This window comes from Agrobacterium sp. rho-13.3, assembly GCF_033957765.2.
Classification (GTDB): domain Bacteria; phylum Pseudomonadota; class Alphaproteobacteria; order Rhizobiales; family Rhizobiaceae; genus Agrobacterium.
Genome location: NZ_CP192774.1, coordinates 2,500,210 through 2,519,643, shown reverse-complemented (window position 1 = coordinate 2,519,643; position 19,434 = coordinate 2,500,210). Strand labels below are relative to the sequence as shown.

The 19,434-nt window shown below is 56.8% G+C and carries 14 protein-coding genes; 11 read left to right on the top strand and 3 right to left on the bottom strand.

The window, feature by feature from the left end; genetic code table 11:
- The first annotated feature begins 105 nt into the window (after window positions 1-105).
- The 7 genes from mdh (at window position 106) to lpdA (ending at window position 9,849) form a co-directional block, all read left to right on the top strand.
- Window positions 106-1,068: a malate dehydrogenase gene (gene mdh / locus RMR16_RS12295; protein ID WP_077102972.1), complete on the top strand. Its 963-nt coding sequence runs from the start codon at window positions 106-108 to the stop codon at window positions 1,066-1,068.
- A 32-nt stretch (window positions 1,069-1,100) separates the two neighbouring features.
- Window positions 1,101-2,294 (top strand): ADP-forming succinate--CoA ligase subunit beta, encoded by a 1,194-nt coding sequence (gene sucC, locus RMR16_RS12290; protein ID WP_320201396.1) that lies wholly within the window; start codon window positions 1,101-1,103, stop codon window positions 2,292-2,294.
- 17 nt (window positions 2,295-2,311) lie between these two features.
- A complete protein-coding gene (gene sucD / locus RMR16_RS12285; protein WP_320201397.1) occupies window positions 2,312-3,214 on the top strand; it encodes a succinate--CoA ligase subunit alpha in 903 nt (300 codons plus the stop codon).
- Between the two features lie 178 nt (window positions 3,215-3,392).
- Window positions 3,393-6,389 carry a 2-oxoglutarate dehydrogenase E1 component gene (locus RMR16_RS12280; RefSeq protein WP_320201398.1) on the top strand — a complete coding sequence of 999 codons (2,997 nt, stop codon included), beginning with the start codon at window positions 3,393-3,395 and terminating at the stop codon, window positions 6,387-6,389.
- 55 nt (window positions 6,390-6,444) lie between these two features.
- Window positions 6,445-7,674, top strand: a complete 1,230-nt coding sequence (odhB, locus tag RMR16_RS12275; protein WP_320201399.1) for a 2-oxoglutarate dehydrogenase complex dihydrolipoyllysine-residue succinyltransferase — start codon at window positions 6,445-6,447, stop codon at window positions 7,672-7,674.
- A 65-nt stretch (window positions 7,675-7,739) separates the two neighbouring features.
- Window positions 7,740-8,378, top strand: coding sequence for a LysE family translocator (locus tag RMR16_RS12270; RefSeq protein WP_320201400.1), 639 nt, complete (start codon window positions 7,740-7,742; stop codon window positions 8,376-8,378).
- Window positions 8,379-8,442: 64 nt separating this feature from the next.
- Window positions 8,443-9,849 carry a dihydrolipoyl dehydrogenase gene (lpdA, locus tag RMR16_RS12265; RefSeq protein WP_320201401.1) on the top strand — a complete coding sequence of 469 codons (1,407 nt, stop codon included), beginning with the start codon at window positions 8,443-8,445 and terminating at the stop codon, window positions 9,847-9,849.
- 89 nt (window positions 9,850-9,938) lie between these two features.
- Here the strand turns inward: lpdA and RMR16_RS12260 are convergent, their stop codons facing one another.
- The 3 genes from RMR16_RS12260 to RMR16_RS12250 all read right to left on the bottom strand — a co-directional run bounded on the left by RMR16_RS12260 (window position 9,939) and on the right by RMR16_RS12250 (window position 14,223).
- Complete coding sequence (locus RMR16_RS12260) at window positions 9,939-11,936, bottom strand: BCCT family transporter (RefSeq protein WP_320201402.1); 1,998 nt, start codon at window positions 11,934-11,936, stop codon at window positions 9,939-9,941.
- Between the two features lie 151 nt (window positions 11,937-12,087).
- A complete protein-coding gene (locus tag RMR16_RS12255; RefSeq protein ID WP_320201403.1) occupies window positions 12,088-13,182 on the bottom strand; it encodes a TraB/GumN family protein in 1,095 nt (364 codons plus the stop codon).
- Between the two features lie 78 nt (window positions 13,183-13,260).
- Entirely contained in the window at window positions 13,261-14,223 is a 963-nt protein-coding gene (locus tag RMR16_RS12250; protein ID WP_320201404.1) for a tyrosine recombinase XerC, read from the bottom strand.
- Window positions 14,224-14,387: 164 nt separating this feature from the next.
- Here RMR16_RS12250 and RMR16_RS12245 point away from each other — a divergent pair, with 164 nt between their 5' ends.
- The 4 genes from RMR16_RS12245 (at window position 14,388) to atpA (ending at window position 19,426) form a co-directional block, all read left to right on the top strand.
- The gene (locus tag RMR16_RS12245) at window positions 14,388-16,619 is read left to right on the top strand and encodes a primosomal protein N' (protein ID WP_320201405.1); all 2,232 of its coding nucleotides are present in this window, start codon (window positions 14,388-14,390) and stop codon (window positions 16,617-16,619) included.
- 65 nt (window positions 16,620-16,684) lie between these two features.
- A complete protein-coding gene (locus tag RMR16_RS12240) occupies window positions 16,685-17,071 on the top strand; it encodes a DUF4345 domain-containing protein (RefSeq protein WP_320201406.1) in 387 nt (128 codons plus the stop codon).
- Between the two features lie 259 nt (window positions 17,072-17,330).
- A complete protein-coding gene (locus RMR16_RS12235; RefSeq protein WP_320201407.1) occupies window positions 17,331-17,897 on the top strand; it encodes a F0F1 ATP synthase subunit delta in 567 nt (188 codons plus the stop codon).
- Entirely contained in the window at window positions 17,897-19,426 is a 1,530-nt protein-coding gene (gene atpA / locus RMR16_RS12230) for a F0F1 ATP synthase subunit alpha (RefSeq protein WP_320201408.1), read from the top strand. The genes RMR16_RS12235 and atpA overlap by 1 nt, the downstream gene beginning before the upstream one ends.
- Window positions 19,427-19,434 lie beyond the last annotated feature (8 nt).

Sequence of the window (19,434 nt, the reverse complement as noted above, 5' to 3'; positions counted from 1 at the left end):
AATCTGTTGCCATTTAAGGTCAATAAAGCTAAGTCGAGTGCGACAATTTAAGGCCGCCATACATTAAGCGGTGAAATTGAATTGAAGCTCTAGAGGAAGCATTCGATGGCTCGCAAAAAGATTGCACTTATTGGTTCTGGCATGATCGGCGGCACGCTGGCGCATCTGGCCAGCCTGAAAGAACTGGGCGATATCGTCCTCTTCGATATTGCTGACGGCATTCCACAGGGTAAGGGCCTCGATATTGCCCAGTCCGGTCCGGTTGAAGGTTTCAACGCCAAGCTGACGGGCGCTTCTGATTACGCCGCCATCGAAGGTGCAGACGTTTGCATCGTCACCGCAGGCGTTGCCCGCAAGCCTGGCATGAGCCGCGATGACCTTCTCGGCATCAACCTCAAGGTCATGGAACAGGTCGGCGCTGGCATCAAGAAATATGCCCCGAACGCTTTCGTGATCTGCATCACCAACCCGCTCGACGCAATGGTCTGGGCTCTCCAGAAGTTCTCTGGTCTGCCAAAAAACAAGGTCGTCGGCATGGCTGGCGTTCTCGACAGCGCGCGTTTCCGCCTGTTCCTCTCTGAAGAATTCAATGTTTCCGTTCAGGACGTCACAGCGTTCGTTCTCGGTGGTCATGGCGATACCATGGTTCCATTGGCACGTTACTCGACAGTTGGCGGCGTTCCTTTGACGGACCTCGTGAAGATGGGCTGGCTCACAGCCGAGCGTCTGGAAGAGATCGTTCAGCGTACCCGTGATGGCGGTGCTGAAATCGTTGGCCTTCTCAAGACGGGCTCTGCCTATTACGCGCCTGCCGCCTCGGCTATCGAAATGGCTGAATCCTATCTCAAGGACAAGAAGCGCGTTCTTCCTGCCGCTGCTTACCTTTCCGGCCAGTACGGCGTGAACGATATGTATGTCGGCGTTCCGACAATCATCGGTGCCGGCGGTATCGAGCGTATCATCGAAATCGAACTCAACAAGGACGAGGAAGCTGCCTTCCAGAAGTCCGTCGGCGCGGTTGCTGGTCTTTGCGAAGCCTGCATCAACATTGCTCCGTCGCTGAAGTAATTGCCTTTTCGGCTGTAAACAGGGATTAATCCATGAATATTCATGAGTATCAGGCCAAAGCTCTTCTGAAGGGCTATGGTGCGCCGGTGGCCGAAGGGGTCGCCATTCTTAAGGTTGAAGAAGCCGAAGCTGCAGCAAAGCAGCTTCCCGGCCCGCTTTACGTCGTCAAAAGCCAGATCCATGCTGGTGGCCGCGGTAAGGGCAAGTTCAAGGAACTCGGCCCAGACGCCAAGGGCGGCGTTCGCCTTGCAAAGTCCATCGAGGAAGTCGTTTCTCACGCCAAGGACATGCTCGGCAACACGCTGGTAACAGCGCAGACCGGCGATGCTGGCAAGCAGGTTAACCGTCTCTACATCGAAGACGGCGCAGACATCGACCGCGAACTCTATTGCTCGCTGCTGGTGGATCGCTCGGTTGGTCAGATCGCATTCGTGGTTTCCACGGAAGGCGGCATGGACATCGAAGCTGTCGCTCACGATACGCCTGAGAAAATCCACACGATCGCTATCTCGCCTGAAGCCGGTGTAACGGCTGAAAACATCGAAGCCATTTCCAAGGCTCTCGAGCTGTCGAGCGCGGCTGCCGAAGACGCCAAGGCACTTTTCCCAGCGCTGTACACAGCGTTCGTTGAAAAGGACATGGCTCTTCTCGAAGTCAACCCGCTGATCGTCATGACTGACGGCCACCTGCGCGTTCTCGACGCCAAGATGTCCTTCGATGGCAATGCGATTTTCCGTCACGACGACGTGAAGTTGCTGCGCGACGAAACCGAAGAAGATGCCAAGGAAATCGAAGCATCCAAGTGGGATCTCGCTTACGTGGCTCTCGACGGTAACATCGGCTGCATGGTCAACGGCGCTGGTCTTGCCATGGCAACCATGGACATCATCAAGCTGTATGGCAAAGAGCCTGCAAACTTCTGCGACGTCGGTGGCGGCGCTGGCAAGGAAAAGGTTGCGGCAGCGTTCAAGATCATCACGGCTGATCCGAAGGTTGAAGGCATTCTGGTCAACATCTTCGGCGGCATCATGAAGTGCGATGTCATTGCCGAGGGCGTTATTGCTGCGGTGAAGGAAGTCGGTCTGAAGGTTCCTCTCGTTGTGCGTCTCGAAGGCACCAACGTTGAGCTGGGCAAGAAGCTTCTGAACGAATCGGGTCTTGCGATTACGGCTGCTGACGACCTGGACGATGCAGCCAAGAAGATCGTTGCGGCGATCAACGGCTAATTGAAGGACCGGAAATAATGTCTATTCTTGTAAATAAAGACACAAAGATCCTTGTTCAGGGTCTGACCGGCAAGACCGGCACCTTCCACACCGAACAGGCGCTTGCTTATTACGGCACGCAGATGGTCGGCGGTATTCACCCCAAGAAGGGTGGCGAAACATGGACCGGATCGAAGGGCGAAAGCCTGCCGATTTACGCGACCGTTGCGGAAGCCAAGGAAAAGACCGGCGCTGATGCCTCAGTTATCTACGTGCCGCCAGCCGGTGCCGCAGATGCGATCATCGAAGCCATCGAAGCCGAAATTCCGTTCATCACCTGCATCACCGAAGGCATTCCAGTGCTGGACATGGTTCGCGTCAAGGCTCGCCTTGATCGCTCCAAGTCGCGCCTGCTTGGCCCTAACTGCCCAGGCATCATGACGCCGGAAGAGTGCAAGATCGGCATCATGCCGGGCTCCATCTTCCGCAAGGGTTCGGTTGGTATCGTTTCGCGCTCCGGCACACTGACGTATGAAGCCGTGTTCCAGACATCCAACGAAGGCCTCGGCCAGACAACGGCTGTCGGCATCGGTGGCGACCCGGTCAAGGGCACCGAGTTCATCGACGTGCTTGAGATGTTCCTTGCAGACGAAGCCACACAGTCGATCATCATGATCGGCGAAATCGGTGGCGCGGCTGAAGAAGAAGCAGCACAGTTCCTGATCGACGAAGCTAAGAAGGGCCGCAAAAAGCCAATGGCTGGCTTCATCGCTGGCCGTACCGCTCCAAAGGGCCGCACCATGGGTCACGCCGGTGCTGTTGTTTCTGGCGGCAAGGGCGACGCAGAATCCAAGATCGCTGCCATGGAAGCAGCGGGCATCAAGGTTTCGCCTTCCCCGGCACGCCTTGGCAAGACGCTGGTTGAAGTCCTCAAGGGCTGAGATAGCAAGAATTTGGCAGCGGGCAGGGGTCGGAAACGGCAGCCTGCCCGAAGCCGCAATAACAAGGACTAAGCGCTGCGTTGGTTAAGAATACCAAGGTGGCGTCGAATGAAGCGGCAGGCCGGTAACGGTCATCAACGGGATTGAGGAGGCGGACGGACACGTCTGCGAAAACACCATGGCAAGGCAAGAAGCCAACGAGCAGTTTCAGGTCACGTCGTTTCTCGACGGCGCGAATGCAGCCTATATCGAGCAGCTCTATGCCCGGTACGAAGAGGACGCCTCTTCCGTATCGCCGGAGTGGCAGAGCTTTTTTAAAGCGCTCGCCGACAATCCTGATGACGTGAAGGCGGCGGCCAAGGGCGCGTCCTGGCAGCGCAAGAACTGGCCGATTGCCGCCAATGGCGATCTGATCTCGGCTCTTGATGGCAACTGGGCAACCGTCGAAAAGGCCATCGAGAAGAAGGTTCAGGCCAAGGCCGAAGCCACGGTTGCTGCGACGGGCAAGGGCGTCAGCGAAGCCGAAGTTCTTCAGGCGACACGCGATAGCGTGCGCGCCATCATGATGATCCGTGCCTACCGTATGCGCGGCCACCTCCACGCCAAGCTCGACCCGTTGGGTATTGCCAGTGCGGTTGAGGACTACAATGAGTTGTCGCCGAAGTCCTATGGCTTCGAAGAAAGCGATTACGACCGCAAGATTTTCATCGATAACGTGCTCGGCCTCGAATATGCCAGCGTTCGTGAGATGATCGATATTCTGGAGCGTACTTACTGCTCCACGCTGGGCGTCGAGTTCATGCACATGTCCAGCCCGGAAGAAAAAGGCTGGATTCAGGAGCGCATCGAAGGCCCGGATAAGGGCGTTGCTTTCACCGCAGAAGGCAAGAAGGCAATCCTGTCCAAGCTGGTTGAAGCCGAAGGTTACGAGCAGTTCCTTGACGTTCGTTTCAAGGGCACCAAGCGTTTTGGTCTGGATGGCGGTGAATCGTTGATCCCGGCGCTGGAGCAGATCATCAAGCGTGGCGGTCAGGAAGGTCTGGAAGAGGTCGTGCTGGGCATGGCTCACCGTGGCCGTCTGAACGTTCTGACAAACTTCATGGGCAAGCCGCACCGCGCCGTGTTCCACGAGTTCAAGGGCGGTTCTTTCAAGCCGGATGACGTCGAAGGTTCGGGCGACGTGAAGTACCACCTCGGTGCGTCTTCCGACCGCGAATTCGATGGCAACAAGGTTCACCTGTCGCTGACAGCCAACCCTTCGCACCTTGAAATCGTCAACCCTGTCGTCATGGGCAAGGCCCGCGCCAAGCAGGACCAGTTGGCGAAAATCTGGGACGGCGATACCATTCCGCTGTCTGAGCGTGCCAAGGTTCTACCGCTTCTGCTGCACGGCGATGCTGCATTTGCCGGTCAGGGCGTTGTTGCTGAAATTCTCGGCCTTTCCGGCCTGCGCGGTCACCGCGTCGCCGGTACCATGCACGTCATCATCAACAACCAGATCGGTTTCACCACCAATCCGGGCTTCTCGCGTTCGTCGCCTTATCCGTCCGACGTTGCGAAGATGATCGAAGCACCGATCTTCCACGTCAATGGTGATGATCCGGAAGCTGTGGTCTATGCGGCTAAGGTTGCGACAGAATACCGTATGAAGTTCCACAAGCCTGTCGTCATCGACATGTTCTGCTATCGTCGCTTTGGCCATAACGAAGGCGATGAGCCTTCCTTCACGCAGCCGAAGATGTACAAGGTCATTCGTGCACACAAGACGGTTGCGGCCATTTATGCCGAGCGTCTGATTGCCGAAGGTCTGTTGACCGATGGCGAATTCGAAAAGATGAAGGCTGATTGGCGCGCCAATCTTGAGCAGGAATTCGAAGCAGGCCAGAGCTACAAGCCAAACAAGGCTGACTGGCTGGATGGTCAGTGGTCCGGTCTTCGTGCCGCCGACAATGCCGATGAGCAGCGTCGTGGCAAGACGGGCGCTCCGATGAAGCAGCTCAAGGAAATCGGCCGCAAGCTGTCGACCATTCCTGAAGGCTTCAAGGCGCACCGCACCATTCAGCGTTTTATGGAAAACCGTGCGCAGATGGTGGAAACCGGTGAAGGCCTCGATTGGGCCATGGCGGAAGCGTTTGCTTTCGGCTCGCTCGTTGTCGACGGCCACAAGATCCGCCTGTCCGGTCAGGATTGCGAACGCGGCACCTTCTCGCAGCGCCACTCGGTTCTCTACGATCAGGAAAGCGAAGAGCGTTACATTCCGCTGGCCAACCTCGCGCCAACGCAGGCCCGCTACGAAGTCATCAACTCGATGCTTTCGGAAGAAGCCGTCCTTGGTTTCGAATATGGTTACTCGTTGGCCCGCCCGAATGCGCTGACCTTGTGGGAAGCCCAGTTCGGCGACTTCGCAAACGGTGCGCAGGTCGTGTTCGACCAGTTCATCTCCTCTGGTGAACGTAAGTGGCTTCGCATGTCCGGTCTCGTCTGCCTTCTGCCGCACGGCTATGAAGGTCAGGGTCCGGAACACTCGTCTGCCCGTCTGGAACGCTGGTTGCAGATGTGCGCCGAAGACAACATGCAGGTCGCAAACGTCACCACTCCGTCCAACTACTTCCACATTCTGCGCCGTCAGGTGAAGCGCGACTTCCGCAAGCCGCTGATCCTGATGACACCGAAGTCCTTGCTGCGTCACAAGCGTGCAACGTCTTCGCTGGCCGAACTGGCTGGTGAATCGTCGTTCCACCGCCTGCTGTGGGATGATGCGGAGGTCATCAAGGACGGTCCGATCAAGCTCCAGAAGGATTCGAAGATCCGCCGCGTCGTGCTGTGCACCGGCAAGGTGTATTACGATCTTCTCGAAGAGCGCGAAAAGCGTGGCATCGACGACGTCTACCTGCTGCGTATCGAGCAACTCTATCCGTTCCCGGCCAAGGCTCTGATCAACGAGCTGTCCCGCTTCCGCAATGCCGAGATGGTCTGGTGCCAGGAAGAGCCGAAGAACATGGGTGCGTGGTCGTTCATCGACCCTTACCTGGAATGGGTTCTGGCGCACATCGATGCCAAGTACCAGAAGGTTCGTTACACCGGCCGTCCGGCTGCTGCATCGCCTGCAACGGGCCTGATGTCCAAGCACCTCGCGCAACTCGCGGCATTTTTGGAAGACGCGTTGGGAGAGTAAATCTCTCCCGCACGCACCCTCGCAAAACAGACATCTGATGAAACGGAACTAGATCATGGCCACTGAAATCCGCGTACCAACCCTCGGCGAGTCCGTCAGCGAAGCGACTGTCGGAACCTGGTTCAAAAAGGTTGGCGACTTCGTCAAGGCTGACGAACCACTGGTAGAGCTGGAAACCGACAAGGTTACAGTTGAAGTTCCTTCGCCAAAGTCCGGCATTCTGACTGAAATCGTTGCGCAGAATGGCGACACGGTTGGTCTCGACGCGCTTCTCGGCAACATCGCCGAAGGTGCTGCTGGCGCTGCCCCATCGGCTCCTGCTGCCGCAGAAGCACCAAAAGCTGCCGCCGCACCTGCCGTTTCGGCGCCTGCGCCTGCTGCAAGCGCTGCTGTTCCGGCTGCGCCTTCCGCTGCAAAGCTTCTGTCTGAAAACAATCTGTCTGCCGATCAGGTCGATGGTTCCGGCAAGCGCGGTCAGGTTCTGAAGGGTGATGTGCTGGCGGCTGTTGCCAAGGGCGTTTCAGCTCCTGCCGCAGCACCGGCACCTGTTTCTGCACCACGTCCGGTGTCTGCCGAGCATGATGCGGTTCGCGAAGAGCGCGTGAAGATGACGCGCCTGCGCACCACCATCGCGCGTCGCCTCAAGGACGCGCAGAACACGGCTGCCATGCTGACCACTTACAACGAAGTGGACATGAAGGCGGTTATGGACCTGCGCAACCGCTACAAGGACGTTTTCGAAAAGAAGCATGGCGTCAAGCTCGGCTTCATGGGCTTCTTCACCAAGGCCGTGACCCACGCGCTGAAGGAACTGCCTGCCGTTAACGCTGAAATCGACGGCACAGACATCATCTACAAGAACTATTGTCACGTCGGCATGGCTGTCGGCACGGACAAGGGCCTTGTGGTTCCGGTTATCCGTGATGCCGATCAGCTGTCCATCGCTGGCGTTGAAAAGGAACTCGGTCGTCTTGCCAAGTCGGCGCGTGACGGTTCGCTGGGCATGGCGGACATGCAGGGCGGCACCTTCACCATCACCAATGGTGGTGTTTACGGCTCGTTGATGTCCTCGCCGATCCTCAATGCACCGCAGTCCGGTATTCTTGGCATGCACAAGATTCAGGAACGTCCTGTCGCCATCGGCGGTCAGGTCGTCATCCGCCCGATGATGTATCTGGCACTGTCTTACGATCACCGCATCGTTGACGGCAAGGAAGCCGTGACCTTCCTCGTTCGCGTCAAGGAAAGCCTGGAAGATCCAGAACGTCTGGTTCTCGATCTCTAAGCAGAATTCAAGCCGGGGGCTGCGGCAACGTTGCCCCCGCTTTTATGGTCGGCGGAGCACAGCGCATGCATCAGTATCTGATCGAACTTGCATCTCTCATGGCAATCTTCACCTTTGCCATCGTGTCTCCGGGCGCCGATCTGGCCATGGTGATGCGTCAGGCCATGGTGCATGGACGTCGCGAAGCGATCATCACCAGCTTCGGCGTCGGCACCTCGCTAATGTTCCATGTGACTTACACGATCCTTGGACTTGGGCTGATCATTTCCCAGTCGATCTACCTCTTCAACATCGTCAAATGGCTGGGCGTTGCCTATCTGATCTATATCGGCATCAAGGCATTGCGGGCTGGCAAGACGGAACTGCCGGAGGTCGGTGATGGTGTCGTGGTCGAAAAACGCCAGTCTGCGCTCAAGTCATTCACACTCGGTTTTGCGGCCAATGCGCTGAACCCGAAACCAGTGTTCTTCTTTCTGTCGATCTTCTCGACTGTGGTGCATGCCCATACGCCGGTTCCGATCAAATTCGGCTACGGCCTCGTCATGGCAAGCTGCCTCATCCTATGGTTCGTCGGCGTCAGCATGTTCATGACGACGCCACGGATGCGGGCGGCATTTGCCCGCGCGAGCCAGTGGATCGACCGCACCAGCGGCGTGGTGTTCATCGCGCTCGGTATCAAACTTGCAACGGAAAAGTCGGTCTGATTTTCAGACCAAGTGAAAGTAGGGCGGCTTATTGTGCTGTCCGCAATCAATCAGGAACAGAAACATGGCATATGATGTAGTTGTTATTGGCACCGGCCCCGGTGGTTACGTTTGTGCGGTCAAGGCTGCCCAGCTGGGCCTCAAGGTCGCTGTGGTGGAAAAGCGCGCGACCTACGGCGGCACTTGCCTCAACGTTGGCTGCATTCCATCCAAGGCACTGCTGCACGCATCCGAAGTGTTCGCGCATGTTTCCCATGGCGTCGATAGCCTCGGCATCGAAGTTGCAGCCCCTAAGCTTAATCTTGAAAAGATGATGGGCCACAAGGACGGCGTCGTGAAGGCCAATGTCGATGGCGTTGCCTTCCTGTTCAAGAAGAACAAGATCGATGCGTTCCAGGGTCTCGGGAAAGTCGTGTCTGCTGGCAAGGTTTCCGTCACCAACGACAAGGGCGAAGTTCAGGAAATCGAAGCTAAGAATATTGTTATTGCGACGGGTTCTGACGTTGCGGGCATTCCGGGCGTTCAGGTAGCCATCGATGAAACGGTGATCGTTTCGTCCACAGGTGCGATTGCGCTTTCCAAGGTTCCAGAAAAGCTGATCGTTGTTGGCGGTGGTGTTATCGGTCTGGAGCTCGGTTCCGTCTGGCAGCGCCTCGGTGCGAAGGTGACTGTTGTTGAATATCTCGACAACATTCTGGGTGGCATGGACGGCGAAGTATCCAAGCAGGCACAGCGCCTGTTTGCCAAGCAGGGTATCGACTTCAAACTGGGCGCGAAGGTCACTGCCGTTGAAAAGTCCGGCAATGGCGCGAAGGTCGTGTTCGAGCCTGTTAAGGGCGGCGCTGCTGAAACGCTGGACGCCGATGTCGTTCTGATCTCCACCGGTCGCAGACCTTTCACCGAAGGTCTGGGTCTGGCTGAAGCTGGTGTTGCGCTGGATAGCCGTGGCCGCGTTGAAATCGACGGTCACTTCAAGACAAACGTTGCTGGCATTTTCGCCATTGGTGATGTGGTGAAGGGTCCAATGCTGGCACACAAGGCAGAAGATGAAGGTGTTGCACTGGCGGAAATTCTGGCCGGTCAGCATGGCCATGTGAATTATGACGTCATTCCGGGCGTTGTTTACACGCAGCCGGAAGTCGCATCCGTCGGCAAGACTGAAGAAGAACTGAAGGCCGCAGGCGTTGCCTACAAGGTCGGCAAGTTCCCCTTCACGGCAAACGGTCGCGCCCGCGCCATGCAGGTCACGGATGGTTTCGTGAAGATTTTGGCTGACAAGGACACGGATCGTGTTCTCGGTGGCCACATCGTTGGCTTCGGCGCTGGCGAATTGATCCACGAAATCGCCGTGCTGATGGAATTCGGCGGTTCCTCCGAAGACCTCGGCCGCACCTGCCACGCGCACCCGACCATGTCGGAAGCAGTGAAAGAAGCGGCACTCGCCACCTTCTTCAAGCCGATCCATATGTAAGCTTCCAGACTCACAAAAAAGGCCGCAGTCCTTGGGAAATATCCTTAGGACTGCGGCCTTTTTTATTGAGCCAATATTCGCCGCCCGGATTAAACCCGGATGGCGTGGAGATACTGGAAGTGCCTGTCATATTGTTGCAGCACGTCTTGTATGAGTTCTTCCTTGGTGAAGCCCATCACATCGTAATCCTGCCCGCCGTCTGAAAGGAAAACCTCTGCGCGGTAATAATATTCGGCGCGCTTGCGGTTTGATTGACTCTCGAAGAAACTGTAGCCCGGCGTTTCATAACGGCGCATGCGGATGCCATAGATGAACTCTTCCGCTTCGCCCGGCGTCACGATGAGTTTCAGACGATCCGGCTTGTTATCCACCTGTGACGTGAGCGTGCGTTTTTCCAGCTCAAGAGCAACCGCTTCCAAGGCGGGTGTTGCGGTTTCCTGCATGAAACGCTCCGTTTCCGCCTTGCCGGGATGGTTGAGAATACCCTGCAACTGGCGCTGCCAGCTGGCAGATTGACGCGGCCTTAAGCTTTGCACGAGCGCATTCTGGCGCAAGCCTTCGCGTTGCAGACCCTTCCACAGACCCCAGCACATCAGCAGCATGACAAAAGTGAAGGGCAGAGCGCCGGCAATCGAGGCCGTTTGCAAGGCGTCCAGTCCTCCTGTCGAGAGCAGAATTGCGCCGATGATGCCTGAGACGATGGCCCAGAATACCCGCCGCGCAACAGGTCCATCCTCGCGACCGCCGGATGTCAGCGTATCGATGACGAGAGCAGACGAATCGGCACCTGTGACGAAGAAAAACACGATGAGCGCCATGGCGAACCATGAGACGTAAACGCCTAGCGGGAACTGCTCGAGGAAAACGAAAAGCGCAAGGGTCACATCATTTGCCACCGCTTCTGACACGGCGGTTGTCGCGCCGGTGAGATGCATCGACAGGGCGGTGTCTCCAAACACTGTCATCCATGCAAAGCTGAAACCGGCAGGAACTAGCAGCACACCAGCGATGAATTCGCGGATGGTGCGGCCACGCGAAATGCGGGCGATGAACATGCCGACAAAAGGCGACCACGCGATCCACCAGCCCCAGTAAAACAATGTCCAGTCACCCAGCCAGTCGGCTGGTCCCTGATCTGGTGCATAGGCATACATGTAGAAAGTGCGCATAACGAAATGGTCGAGATAGGCACCGAGGTTCTGCACGAAAGCGCGCAGAAGGAAGGTCGTCGGTCCCATGACGAACACGAACAGCATCAGCGCCACGGCCATCAGCATGTTGAGGTTTGATAGGAACTTGATGCCCTTATCCAGACCTGTTGCCACGGAGACAGTCGCCATGCCCGTGATCACGACGATTAGCGGCAGTTGTATCCAGAAGCTGATCGGCCAGCCGAGGACGTGGTTGAAACCGGCATTGACCTGCAACACACCAAGCCCGAGCGATGTCGCGACGCCGAACAGCGTGCCGATCACCGCGAAGATATCGACGGCATTGCCAATCGGGCCGTAAATACGGTCACCAATCAGCGGATAGAGCGCTGAGCGCATGGTCAGCGGCAGACCATGGCGGAACGAGAAATAGGCAAGCGAGAGGCCGATGACGGCATAAACCGCCCATGCATGAAGGCCCCAATGGAAATAGCTGATTTCCATGGCGGTACGCGCAGCTTCGATGGTTGCAGGATCACCGGTTGGCGGCGCGGTGAAATGTTTGACAGGTTCTGCAACGCCAAAGAAGACAAGGCCGATGCCCATGCCCGCGGCAAACAACATGGAGAACCACGCGCCGTAACTGTAATCCGGTTCCGAGTGGTTGGGACCAAGCTTGATGCGGCCATGGCTGGAAAAACCGAGATACAGCATGAACATCAGGAAAACGGCGACGGAAAGCAGGTAGACCCAGCCGAGTTCCCGGACAATCCACGACTGAACGCCACTGAAAACAGCGGCTGATCCCTGCGGCGTCACCACGCCCGCGATGACGAAGGCCAGCGTCAGCGCGACGGACCATATGAAGACGGGTTTATTGACGCCCTCGGTTAAACCCACGCGCCTTTTTGGCGCGACTGGTTCCTGTTCAGCCATATCTGTCCCCTCTCGAAAATGCATGCGTCCAGCAACGCTTGCGCGATGCCATGCGAGGGAGAATGAATTGCGCGCCAGATAGTTGCATGGCGCGCTCATCTTTAGATTTAGAATATTCTAAATTTACAGTGGGTTAGTGGTGGAAATGGCGCTATTGAACGGACGTAGCCGTGAAGCCCTTTTGACGCAAAAGCTCGATAACACCAACCTTGCCCGGCAGATGCAACGCACCCACGGCCATGAAGACATTGCCTTTTTCCAGATGCGGCGCCGCACCGTCCGCCATCACATGGTTGCGATCATCGATAATGCGCTGTTCGAAGGCGGCATATTCATTCTGTCCATCGGACTGTTTCGTGGGGTCGAGACTTTTCATCAAAGGCATGATCATGCCGACATCGCCTTTCAGATAAAGGTCGATCATCGTTGCCATGACATCTTCCATCCGGTTGCCGAGTTGCAATGTGTCGATGAGAGCTTGCATGTGAAAGGACATCGGCAGTTCGGACAGCGCCGTCATTTGCTCCAAAAGTGTTTCGAGGCCAATCAGTTGTTTGCCTTCGGAAACCGCGTCATTGGCCAGCTTCATATCCAGAAAGCTTGCGCCTTTTGCCTTACGGGCAAATTCACATGCGGGAAGGGCAATGAAGCTCGCTAATATCCACGGCTTCATTTTGATGACGGCATTGAGGGGTATGCCGCGATCTTTCAGGCCGCTTTCCAGCTTTGAGACGTCGTCTTTGGACAGCATATCGGTTATGGATTGACCGTCGAGAAACATCGTCAGTTCCGGTCTCGTCAGAAGCGACAACCCAACCTTCTTCTCGTTGGTGATTTCGTCTGACTCGACAATGACTGTGCCTGCCTTGGCAAAAGCCTCCTTTGCGCCTTTCGGCATTTGCACCACGCGCGGGTCGGAAATATGCATTGTGCCGAGAAGCCACGAGGGTTCAGCACCGGCCTTTTCTATCTTCCAGAATATGCCTTCGCCATTCGGAATTTTTTTTGCCTCAGCAACGAGGGCAGCATAGCCTGACGGATCGTTTTTCTGCATGTCGACCAGCAGATCACTTCCAGCGCAGGTGATCGGCTGCTCCGCCGCATTGGCTTCACTCAGCGATACCAACGTCACAAGCAGAATAGCGAGCGCTGCGACATGCATTGAGGCAAACAGCCACAACAGCGCATCGCCCATGCGGCCCATCAGCAGCGATGTCAGGTTTTGAGGCCTGGAAAGAACGGTCATCGAATCACCCCGGTTTTCTGCCATCGCTTATAAGGCCGGGCATTTGCACGGACGGTTAACGTCTATGGTTAACGAAATTTACGCACGCGGATGGGCGTTGTCGTAAATCTCCAGCAGCCGTGCCGTGTCCACGCCTGTATAGATCTGCGTGGTGGACAGGCTGGCATGGCCAAGCAATTCCTGAATGGTGCGAAGATCACCGCCACCGGCCAGAAGATGGGTTGCGAAAGAGTGGCGCAGAGCGTGCGGCGTGGCATTATCCGGCAAGCCGAAGGCACCGCGCAATTTCTGCATTTCCCGCTGAATGATGGCCGGTTGAAGCTTTCCGCCGCGTGCGCCGAGAAAAAGCGGTTCATCAGCGGGCAGATGATACGGGCAGAGGTTGCGGTAGGTTTCGACTGCTTCCTGAACGACTGGAAGAAGCGGCACGATCCGCATCTTGTTGCCCTTACCCGTAACTCGAAGGCTGCGTGTTCCCGGGGTCAAATCCGCTGGTGTGAGGCTCAAAGCCTCGGAAATGCGCAGCCCGCAACCATAAAGCAGAGCCAGCACGGCTGCATTGCGCGCTGCAATCCAAGGCTCTTCGGAAAGCTGCGCATCCACCGTTGTGATATTTAACGCCTGTCGGTCCGTCAGCGGTTTGGGCAGGGATTTCGGCTGTTTTGGTGATCGCATGGCGGTGGCACCCGCCGCATTCACAAGGCCTTTCTTTTCCAGATGTCGCAGAAAAGATCGAAGCCCGGCAAGATGGCGACCGAGCGACCGTGCGCCTGCCCCTTCTTTTCTGCGCGATGCCAGAAAGGCACGCAGATCGACCGGACGCAGATTGTGGATGTCTCTGATCCGGGTCGAGTTACCGAGATAACCGGTCATGAACATCAGGAATTGCCTTGTGTCGCGCTCATAGGCCTCAAGCGTGTTATCCGCCAGCCGGCGTTCACCTTCGAGCGTAGAAAGCCACGCCTGTCGCTCGTTCAACAGCTCTTGATCGGCAAAGGTGAGGATTTCGTCCAAGGTCGTGTCCCATCGTTTCAAGCGCATACTAAAACAGTTGCCATCTGCATTTGGTTAAAATGCGGATGACAGGCCAGAGCCATCGAAGGAATAAAAAGAGCCATCGTGCTTTCCGAAAATCGATTCCGATTTTCGGGCCGATGCGCTAGAGGTTCCCTTTCCGTTTCCAAAAAGGCATTGTCGCCGCAATCATGGCAAAAGATTCGACCGATCTGTTTGGGGCGCTGTTTGATCAGCAAAAGCCCGCCCCGTCTGCCGCCACTACGGCCGTACCGGTTCTGGTGCCGCTTCCGGCGCCGGGGCCGTATAGCTATTCCGTGCCTGATGATATGGTGGTGGTGCCGGGGTCTGTGGTGCAGGTGCCGCTTGGTCCCAGGCAAGTGATCGGCATCGTTTGGGATAACAGCGACGACAAGCCCGTCGATCCGAAAAAGCTGCGTCCCATTACCAAAAGCTTCGATTGCCCGCCTTTGCGCGATGAAATGCGCCGTTTTATCGATTGGGTGGCCGCCTATACGCTGTCGCCACCGGGTCTGGTGGCGCGCATGGCACTGCGTGCGCCTGCCGCCTTCGACCCTGAACCGATGATCGAAGGCCTGCGGCTGACGGAAGCGCGGCCCGAGCGGCTGACGCCTGCGCGTCAGCGGGTGATGGAGCTTGCTGCGGAAGGACATGCCTGGACCAAAAGCGGTCTCGCCAATGCAGCGGGCGTTTCCACCAGCGTCATCGATGGTCTTGCCAAACAGGGCATTTTCGAAAGTGTTTTCCTGCCTGCTCCGCCGGTTGTGGCAGAACCGGACCCGAATTATACGGAGCCGCGCCTCGAAGGACCGCAAAAACAGGCCGCCTCTGAAATTCTGGAGGACGTGCAGAAGGGCAGCTTTGCGGTTTCGCTGATTGATGGCGTGACGGGTTCCGGCAAAACGGAAGTCTATTTCGAGGCCGTTGCCGAAACGCTGCGCCAGGGCAAACAGGTTCTCATTCTGCTGCCCGAAATCGCGTTGACCGCGTCGTTTCTGGATCGTTTTCACGATCGTTTCGGCTCTAAACCCGCCGAATGGCACTCTGATCTATCGCCGCGTATGCGCGAAAAGGTCTGGCGTCAGACGGTAACGGGTGAGGTGCGTGTGGTGGCCGGTGCGCGCTCCGCACTGTTCCTGCCCTTCGATAATCTTGGCCTTATCATTGTCGATGAAGAGCACGACCCGGCCTACAAGCAGGAAGATCGCGTCTACTATAATGCCCGTGACATGGCCGTCGTCAGAGCGCGAATCGCAGATTTTCCGGTGGTGCTGGTGTCGGCAACGCCCTCTGTGGAAAGCCAGGTCAACGGAACGTCGGGCCGTTACAACACCATTCATCTGCACACGCGCTTTGGTGATGCGGCGATGCCGGATCTGCATCTGGTCGATATGCGCCGCCACCCGCCAGAGCGGGGTGGGTTTCTGTCGCCGGTATTGCTGCGCGGCATGGCTAAAACCATGGAAAAGGGGGAGCAGTCGCTGCTGTTCCTCAACAGGCGTGGTTATGCGCCACTGACACTGTGCCGTGTGTGCGGCCATCGTTTCCAGTGCCCGCAATGTTCAAGCTGGTTGGTGGAACACCGTTTTCGCAGCCAGCTACAGTGCCACCAATGCGGATATCACCAGCCGACACCCGACCACTGCCCGGAATGCGGCACCTTCGATCATCTGGCCGCCTGCGGACCGGGCGTTGAACGTATTGCCGAAGAGGTCGAGAAACATTTCCCGGACGCTAGAACCATTGTGCTGTCCTCCGATTTGATGGGCGTCAAACGTCTGCGGCTGGAGCTGGAAGCCATCGTCAAGGGTGAGGCGGATATCGTCATTGGCACGCAACTGGTGGCCAAAGGGCATAACTTTCCGCTGATGACTTTGGTGGGCATCGTCGATGCCGATCTTGGTCTTGCCAACGGTGATCCACGTGCGGCAGAGCGTACGTTCCAATTGCTGTCGCAGGTGACGGGCCGCGCGGGCCGAACGGGTCTGAAGAGCCACGGCCTGTTGCAAACCTATCAGCCACAACATCCCGTCATGCAGGCCATCGTGTCGGGCGATGCCGCCGCTTTCTATGAGCGGGAAGTGATTGAGCGCGAAAAAGCGCTGCTGCCACCATTCGGGCGCTTGGCGTCGCTTATTGTTTCTGCTGATACCCGTGCCGAGGCGGAAACCCATGCGCGCGGTTTGCGTGCCTCTGCGCCACAGGCTTCCGGCATCATGCTGCTTGGGCCCGCCGAAGCGCCTCTGGCGCTGATCCGAGGACGTTATCGCTTCCGGCTGCTGGTTCACGGCAAACGCAATTCGGACATGCAGTCCTTCATGCGCGCCATGCTGGCCGGTGGGCCGAAAGAGCGTGGTTCGATCCATGTGCAGGTGGATATCGATCCGCAAAGTTTTCTCTGACCTTCTTTCGATGCAAGGCCCGCCGTGCCATAAGGCGGCAGGGGAATACTGATTTGGGGACAGTTATGGAATTTTATTTTCCAACAGAATTTGGCGAACAACTGGCATTCGGTGCCGCTTTGTTCTCGGCGGTCATCGGCCTGGTCATCATGTTTGCGCCCAGCCTGACGTTTCGTCTTTTTGGGTTGCAATTTGCTGGAGAGCGTCGTGACAGTCTGGTGCTGATCCGCTCTTCGCTTGCGGGCTTCTATCTCGGTTTTGGAGCCAGTGCGTTGCTGCTCGCGCAGCCGATGGTCTACCTCGCATTCGGCGCCTCTTTTGCGCTTGCGGTCTTCGGTGGCGTTCTCTCCATTCTGTCGGATGGAGGCGCAACTGTGCGGAATTGCTTACTTCTGGTTGTGCATTCGGTGCTTGCCGCTTTGCCGCTGATTTACGTTTTCGGATTGGTGTAAGACGCGTTTTGCGTCAATTATGCCGCTGTTGGTGGTCACGAGTGCGTAATTGTGAAAATTTAACGCGCTAGGTCTTGTCCAAAAGACACTTTCCGTTACTACGCGTGTTGCGAGTCCCGGCATCCTATGCTAGACGGACCGCGAAATCGAGATAAGGCAGGGGGGAATTCCGGCCTTTTTCGGGGAAATTGAAACGATTTCAAGAATTTGGCGCGCCGAGGGATCGGCGGCTGCTTCTTGGACGATTAGCAGGGAAAAGGTGCCCGTGGCAGATACCTCCCATAGAACATCCGGTGTGGCGGAAAGGTATGCGTCGTCGCTTTTCGAGCTTGCTCTGGAAGCGGGTGTTGTTGAGGCAGTCAGCTCCGACCTGAACACGTTTCAGGCTATGCTTGATGAAAGCGCGGACCTGAAGCGTCTGGTTGCGAGCCCGGTGTTTTCCGCCGAAGAGCAGTCAAGGGCTATTTCCGCCATTGCAGAAAAGGCCGGTATCTCCGGTCTGTCGGCTAATTTTCTAAAGGTCGTTGCGGGCAATCGCCGTTTGTTTGCCGTGCCCGGCATGATCACTGCCTACCGCGAAATCGCTGCCGCTCATCGTGGCGAAGTCACTGCCGAAGTTACCTCGGCACATGCGCTGGATGAAGCGCAGGAAACTGAACTGAAAGCGGCGCTGAAGAGCGTCACTGGCAAGGATGTAACGGTTGCTTTGACCGTTGATCCATCCGTTCTTGGCGGTCTTATCGTCAAGGTTGGTTCGCGCCAGATCGATACGTCTCTTCGCACCAAACTTTCCACCCTTAAGCTTGCACTGAAAGAGGTTGGCTGATGGATATCCGCGCCGCGGAAATTTCCGCAATTCTAAAAGATCAAATCAAAAATTTCGGCAACGAGGCGGAAGTCTCGGAAGTCGGTCAGGTGCTTTCCGTCGGTGACGGTATTGCCCGCGTTTACGGCCTCGACAATGTTCAGGCCGGCGAAATGGTGGAGTTCCCAGGCGGCATTCGCGGCATGGCACTCAACCTCGAAAACGACAACGTCGGTGTTGTTATTTTCGGTTCTGACCGTGACATCAAGGAAGGCGACACCGTAAAGCGGACTGGCGCTATCGTTGACGTTCCTGTCGGTCCAGAGCTTCTCGGCCGCGTGGTCGACGCTCTCGGTAACCCGATTGACGGCAAGGGCCCAATCAACGCAACACGCCGTTCGCGCGTTGACGTCAAGGCGCCTGGTATCATTCCGCGTAAGTCGGTTCATGAGCCTATGTCGACCGGCCTCAAGGCCATCGATGCTCTGATCCCGGTTGGTCGTGGCCAGCGCGAGCTCGTCATCGGCGACCGACAGACCGGCAAGACCGCGATCATTCTCGATACGATTCTGAACCAGAAGGCCATTCACGACAATGGCCCGGACAGCGAAAAGCTGTACTGCGTTTACGTTGCTATCGGCCAGAAGCGTTCGACTGTTGCCCAGTTCGTGAAGGTTCTGGAAGAGCGTGGCGCTCTCCAGTACTCGATCATCGTTGCTGCAACGGCGTCCGACGCTGCTCCGATGCAGTATCTCGCACCGTTTGCCGGTTGCGCGATGGGTGAATATTTCCGTGACAACGGTATGCATGCGCTGATCGGTTACGACGACCTTTCCAAGCAGGCTGTTGCTTACCGTCAGATGTCGCTTCTTCTGCGTCGTCCTCCGGGCCGCGAAGCTTATCCTGGCGACGTTTTCTACCTGCATTCGCGTCTGCTCGAGCGTGCTGCCAAGATGGGTGACGCTGCTGGCAACGGTTCGCTGACGGCTCTGCCGGTCATCGAAACACAGGGTAACGACGTTTCCGCGTTTATTCCGACCAACGTGATCTCGATCACCGACGGCCAGATCTTCCTTGAAACCGACCTGTTCTATCAGGGTATCCGCCCGGCTGTTAACGTCGGTCTGTCGGTGTCCCGCGTTGGTTCTGCCGCGCAGATCAAGGCGATGAAGCAGGTTGCCGGGTCGATCAAGGGCGAGCTTGCTCAGTACCGCGAAATGGCAGCGTTTGCCCAGTTCGGTTCTGACCTTGATGCCTCCACGCAGCGTTTGCTGAACCGTGGTGCACGTCTGACAGAATTGCTCAAGCAGCCACAGTTCTCCCCGCTCAAGACGGAAGAACAGGTTGCCGTGATCTTTGCTGGTGTAAACGGTTATCTGGACAAGGTTCCTGTTGCCGACATCGGCCGGTTCGAGCAGGGTCTGCTTTCCTACCTTCATTCGGAAGGCAAGGCGATCCTCGACACCATCCGCACGGAAAAGGCTGTTAGCGACGACACCAAGGGCAAGCTGAAAACTGCTCTTGAGACCTTCGCCAAGTCTTTCTCCTGATTAGGCTC

Coding starts and splice junctions, on each gene's coding strand:
- mdh (WP_077102972.1), top strand. CDS start 106: ATGGCTCGCAAAAAGATTGCACTTATTGGTTCTGGCATGATCGGCGGC.
- RMR16_RS12255 (WP_320201403.1), bottom strand. CDS start 13,182: ATGACCGTTCTTTCCAGGCCTCAAAACCTGACATCGCTGCTGATGGGC.
- atpA (WP_320201408.1), top strand. CDS start 17,897: ATGGATATCCGCGCCGCGGAAATTTCCGCAATTCTAAAAGATCAAATC.
- RMR16_RS12270 (WP_320201400.1), top strand. CDS start 7,740: ATGCATCAGTATCTGATCGAACTTGCATCTCTCATGGCAATCTTCACC.
- lpdA (WP_320201401.1), top strand. CDS start 8,443: ATGGCATATGATGTAGTTGTTATTGGCACCGGCCCCGGTGGTTACGTT.
- RMR16_RS12280 (WP_320201398.1), top strand. CDS start 3,393: ATGGCAAGGCAAGAAGCCAACGAGCAGTTTCAGGTCACGTCGTTTCTC.
- RMR16_RS12240 (WP_320201406.1), top strand. CDS start 16,685: ATGGAATTTTATTTTCCAACAGAATTTGGCGAACAACTGGCATTCGGT.
- sucC (WP_320201396.1), top strand. CDS start 1,101: ATGAATATTCATGAGTATCAGGCCAAAGCTCTTCTGAAGGGCTATGGT.
- RMR16_RS12245 (WP_320201405.1), top strand. CDS start 14,388: ATGGCAAAAGATTCGACCGATCTGTTTGGGGCGCTGTTTGATCAGCAA.
- sucD (WP_320201397.1), top strand. CDS start 2,312: ATGTCTATTCTTGTAAATAAAGACACAAAGATCCTTGTTCAGGGTCTG.
- RMR16_RS12260 (WP_320201402.1), bottom strand. CDS start 11,936: ATGGCTGAACAGGAACCAGTCGCGCCAAAAAGGCGCGTGGGTTTAACC.
- odhB (WP_320201399.1), top strand. CDS start 6,445: ATGGCCACTGAAATCCGCGTACCAACCCTCGGCGAGTCCGTCAGCGAA.
- RMR16_RS12250 (WP_320201404.1), bottom strand. CDS start 14,223: ATGCGCTTGAAACGATGGGACACGACCTTGGACGAAATCCTCACCTTT.